Below are 4,759 nucleotides of genomic sequence, written 5' to 3'. Positions count from 1 at the left end.
GCCGCTGGCCGGCAATCAGGATGTTCTGCCGGCCAGCGGCCGGCACTACCATCAACCCGCGTCGGGCAGGCGGAAGAACGCGCGGGCGGCCGCCGTGGCATTGGCCGCGGTCACCGCAACGTCCTCGCCACGGTCACGTGCCAGCTCTTCCACGATGTGCGACAGGAACATCGGCTCGTTGCGCCGGTCCTTCGGCATCGGCTTCAGCGTGCGCGGCAGCAGGTACGGCGCGTCGGTCTCGATCATCAGGCGGTTGGCCGGGATGTTCTTCACCAGTTCGCGCAGGTGCGCGCCACGGCGTTCGTCGCACAGCCAACCGGTGATGCCGATGTACCAGTCCTGGTCCAGGTAATCGAACAGCTCATCGCGTTCGCCGGTGAAGCAATGCACCACCGCCGGGCCGATGCGACCTTCGAAGTTCTTCATCTGTGCCATGAAGTCGGCATGCGCGTCGCGCTGGTGCAGGAACAGCGGCTTGCCGTTGTCCGCGGCCAGCTGCAGCTGGCGCTCGAACGCGCGGTGCTGCGCCGGGCGCGGCGAGAAGTCACGGAAGTAGTCCAGCCCGCACTCCCCCACCGCCACCACTTCCGGATGCGCGTGCAGCGCGCGCATCTCGGCATCGCATTCCTCGGTGTATTCCACCGCGTGGTGCGGGTGCACGCCGGCGGTGGCGTACAGGAAGCCGGGGTGCTGCTGGGCCAACTGCAGGGCCAACGGCGAGTGCTCGCGGCTGGCACCGGTGATGACCATCTGCACCACGCCGGCCTGGCGCGCGCGGTCCAGAACGGCATCGCGGTCGCGGTCGAAGGAGTCGTGGGTCAGGTTGGCGCCGATATCGATCAGGTGCATGGTCATCGCGGGGGAAAAGTGCCCGCGCATTGTACCTGCGCCCGCCGTGCCCCCTTATCCTTTGCACATGAACGCCTCGCTCTTCCCGATTTCCCAGCTGCTGCCGCAGATCCAGCAACACCTGGCCGCGCAGCAGCGACTGGTGCTGGAGGCCCCGCCCGGTGCCGGCAAGACCACCCAGGTGCCACTGGCACTGCTCGACGCACCGTGGCTGCAGGGCCGCAAGATCATCCTGCTGGAACCACGGCGGGTCGCCGCCCGCAGCGCCGCGCTGTTCATGGCGCGGCAGCTGGGCGAGGAGGTCGGTGGCACGGTCGGCTACCGCATCCGCTTCGAAAACAAGGTTTCGGCGCGCACGCGCATCGAGGTCGTCACCGAAGGCATCCTGACCCGCATGCTGCAGGACGACCCGATGCTGGAAGAGGTCGGTGCGATCCTGTTCGACGAATTCCACGAGCGCCATCTCAGCGGCGACCTCGGCCTGGCGCTGGCGCTGGATGTGCAGGCGCAGCTGCGCGATGACCTGCGCCTGGTGGTGATGTCGGCCACGCTGGACGGCGAGCGGCTGGCACGTTTTCTCGATGCGCCGCGGCTGAGCAGCGAGGGCCGCAGCTACCCGGTGGCGATCAGCCACTTCCCGGCGCGCCGCGATGAGGCGCTGGAACTGCAGGTGCGCCGCGCGGTGCAGCAGGCCCTGGCCGAGCACCCCGGTGACCTGCTGGTGTTCCTGCCCGGCCAGCGCGAGATCGCGCGGGTGCAGGCGGGCCTGCAGGAATCGCTCAATGGCGATGTCGAGGTCCTGGCGCTGCACGGTGAACTGCCCGTGGAACAACAGGCGCGCGTACTTCAGGTGGCCAGCGATGGCCGCCGGCGCGTGGTGCTGGCGACCAACGTCGCCGAGTCGTCGGTGACGTTGCCCGGCGTGCGCGTGGTGATCGACAGCGGCCAGGCACGCGAACCGCGCTACGACCCCAACAGTGGTTTCACCCGGCTGGACGTGGTGGCCATCGCGCAGGCATCGGCCGACCAGCGCGCGGGCCGCGCCGGCCGCGTCGCCGAGGGCGTGGCCTGGCGGCTGTGGCCACAGTCGCAGCGGCTGGAACCGCAGCGCCGCGCCGAAATCGACCAGGTGGAACTGGCCGGACTGGCACTGGAACTGGCGGCCTGGGGCAGCAGCGATCTGCGCTTCCTCGATCCGCCCCCGGCGGGTCCGATGGGCGCGGCGCGCGAACTGCTGCAGCGGCTCGGCGCCCTGTCCAGCAGTGGCGCGATCACCGAACTGGGCCGGCGTGTGCTGGCGCTGGGCACGCATCCACGGATGGCGGCGATGCTGCTGGCAGCGCCCGATGCCCGCGCCCAGGCGCTGGCTGCCGACCTGGCCGCGCTGCTGGAGGCGCGCGACCCGTTGCGCCAGGGCGGCGACGCCCTGGCGGCCCGCTGGCGCGCACTGGCCGCGTTCCGCAATGGCCGCACACCGGGCGATGCCAACCGCAGCGGGCTGGCCGCGATCGATGCCGCCGCCAAGCAGTGGCGTCGCCGCCTGCGCTGCGAAGCCACGCCGCCGGCCAGCATCGAGGCCCATGAGCTGGGCGACCTGCTCGCTCATGCCTTTCCCGATCGAATTGGCTTCCAGCATCCCAGCGATCCTCTGCGCTACCTGCTGGCCAATGGCCGCAGCGCGCGCCTGCACGAGCTGAGCGACCTGCGCGGTGAGCCGTGGCTGGTGGCCAGCGAACTGCGCTTCGAGGCGCGCGATGCACTGCTGCTGCGTGCCGCACCGGTGGACGAGGATCGGCTGCGCAAGGCGTGGCCGGATCGCTTCGTCACCGAAGACGTAGTGCGCTGGGACAGCGAGCGACGCGCCCTGGTGGCACTGCGCGAGACGCGTTTCGACCGCATCGTGCTGGACAGCCGCTCGGCCGGCCGGGTCGATCCGCAGCACGCCGCGCAGGCACTGACCGGCGCGGTAGCCGAACTCGGTCTGCAGGCGCTGCCGTGGACCGAGGGCCTGCGCCAGTGGCAGGCGCGCGTCGAGTCACTGCGGCGCTGGATGCCGGAGCTGGACCTGCCCGACTGCAGCGACGCGGCCCTGCTGGCCAACCTCACGCAGTGGCTGCAACCCGCGTTCGCCGGCAAGAGCCGCCTGGACGCGCTGGATGAGGCCAGTTTCGGCGAGGCACTGAAGTCGCCGCTGGAATGGTCACAACGGCAGCTGGTCGAGCGTAATGCGCCGACCCGCATCACCGTGCCGTCCGGGCTGGAGCGGCCGATCACCTACGCGTTGGACAGCGAGAGTGGTGATCCGCTGCCGCCGGTGCTGGCGGTGAAACTGCAGGAACTGTTCGGCCTGGCCGACACGCCGCGCATCGCCGATGGCCGCGTGCCGCTGACCCTGCACCTGCTCTCCCCCGGCGGCCGCCCGCTGCAGGTCACCCAGGACCTGCGCAACTTCTGGGAAAACACCTACGCCGAAGTGAAAAAGGAAATGAAGGGCCGTTACCCGCGCCATCCATGGCCGGATGATCCGTGGACAGCCACGGCCACGCACCGGGCAAAGCCGCGCGGAACCTGAGGGCGGGGGCGGATCCCATTGCATCGCAATGGGCTCACCGCGCCGGGGTCAGAGCCCTTTCCCAAAAGAAAGGGATCCGCCCCACCCTGCCTGATCCTGAATGGCTGCGGTAGAGTCACGCCACGTGCGTCCCCGGCTGACATACCGTTTACGGGCAACGCGCGACACTGGACTTCGACCCGAGGCAAAGGACCCCCGCATGAGCAAGCTGACCGTAATCACCGACCGCGCCCTGGAGCGCGCCCTGGAGCTGGCCCACACCGCCGGCGATGGCCTGAAGAGCGCCGGTGGCAGCCTGCGCAATGCGGACTGGATCAAGACCGGCGCCGCCATCGGCGCAGTGAAGACCGGCGGCAAGGCCGCGACCAAGTTCGTGCGCCGCAATCCGGCCGTGGCCGTGGCCGCTGCTGCGGTGGGTGTTGGCCTGCTCGGCTATGCGCTGTACCGCAAGCAGCAGAAGAAGAAGGCCGCCAATGGCCACGTGGTGAATGGGCAGGCGCAGCGCATCAGCGCGCGTGACCGCCGCAACGACACCGTCGTGGACGAGCACAGCGATATCGGCAGCGACGCGTGAGTGTGACCGACCGGGTCAGAGCCCTTCCTGCGGAAGGGATCTGACCCCGAGCCAGGGCCGGATGCCGCGAGGTATCCGGCCCTTTCTGTTTCAACCGATCTGCCGCCACTGCCCGGGCTGCAGGTCCTCCAGCCGGTACGGTCCCATCGACACCCGCACCAGTCGCAACGTCGGCAGGTTCACCGCTGCAGTCATCCGCCGCACCTGGCGGTTGCGGCCCTCGCGGATCGTGATCGCCAGCCAGCTGTCCGGCACGGTCTTGCGGAAACGTACCGGCGGATCGCGCGTCCACAGCGTCGGCGCCGGGTCGAGGCGCTCGATCTTCGCCGGCAGGGTCGGTCCATCGTTGAGCACAACGCCATCGCGCAGCTGTTGCAGCTGCTCGTCACCGGGCGTGCCTTCCACCTGCACCCAGTAGGTCTTGTCGGCCTTGTGCCTGGGGTCGGTGAGCTTGTGCGCCAGCGTGCCGTTGTCGGTCAGCAGCAGCAGGCCCTCGCTGTCATGGTCCAGGCGGCCGGCGGCATACACGCGCGGCGGCAGGCCGAACCCGGCCAGGGTCGGCCGCGGCGGCACGCTGCGGTCGGTGAACTGGCAGAGCACGTTGAAGGGCTTGTTGAAGGCGATCAGCATTGCAGGCACGGCGGGCGGCGGGTAAGGCATTGTCCCACGCCGCGCCACGCGCCACGTCCCTGTAGAGCCGAGCCCATGCTCGGCTGCTGTTGTTCCCTGTCGCGCTGCGCGCGATGAGCCGAGCGTGGGCTCGG

At 69.8% G+C, this 4,759-nt stretch carries 4 protein-coding genes; 2 read left to right on the top strand and 2 right to left on the bottom strand.

Annotated elements, in window-relative coordinates:
* Window positions 1–51: 51 nt before the first annotated feature.
* Window positions 52–849: a TatD family hydrolase gene (locus ABGA94_RS08750; protein ID WP_005420232.1), complete on the bottom strand. Its 798-nt coding sequence runs from the start codon at window positions 847–849 to the stop codon at window positions 52–54.
* 67 nt (window positions 850–916) lie between these two features.
* Between ABGA94_RS08750 and hrpB the strand changes: the two genes are divergently transcribed.
* Both hrpB and ABGA94_RS08740 read left to right on the top strand, forming a co-directional pair.
* The gene (gene hrpB, locus ABGA94_RS08745) at window positions 917–3,421 is read left to right on the top strand and encodes an ATP-dependent helicase HrpB (protein WP_111174840.1); all 2,505 of its coding nucleotides are present in this window, start codon (window positions 917–919) and stop codon (window positions 3,419–3,421) included.
* Window positions 3,422–3,620: 199 nt separating this feature from the next.
* On the top strand, window positions 3,621–3,995 hold the full coding sequence (locus ABGA94_RS08740; RefSeq protein WP_005420251.1) for a hypothetical protein: 375 nt from the start codon (window positions 3,621–3,623) through the stop codon (window positions 3,993–3,995).
* 90 nt (window positions 3,996–4,085) lie between these two features.
* On the opposite strand, the gene ABGA94_RS08735 is transcribed toward ABGA94_RS08740, so the two are convergent.
* Window positions 4,086–4,625, bottom strand: coding sequence for a pseudouridine synthase (locus ABGA94_RS08735; protein ID WP_005420252.1), 540 nt, complete (start codon window positions 4,623–4,625; stop codon window positions 4,086–4,088).
* Window positions 4,626–4,759: the final 134 nt, after the last annotated feature.

The sequence above is a fragment of the Stenotrophomonas sp. 3diitr2024 genome, from assembly GCF_042136455.1.
Lineage (GTDB): Bacteria > Pseudomonadota > Gammaproteobacteria > Xanthomonadales > Xanthomonadaceae > Stenotrophomonas > Stenotrophomonas sepilia.
The sequence above is the reverse complement of the archived record's forward strand: the minus strand, read 5'-3'. Positions and strand labels throughout refer to the sequence as shown.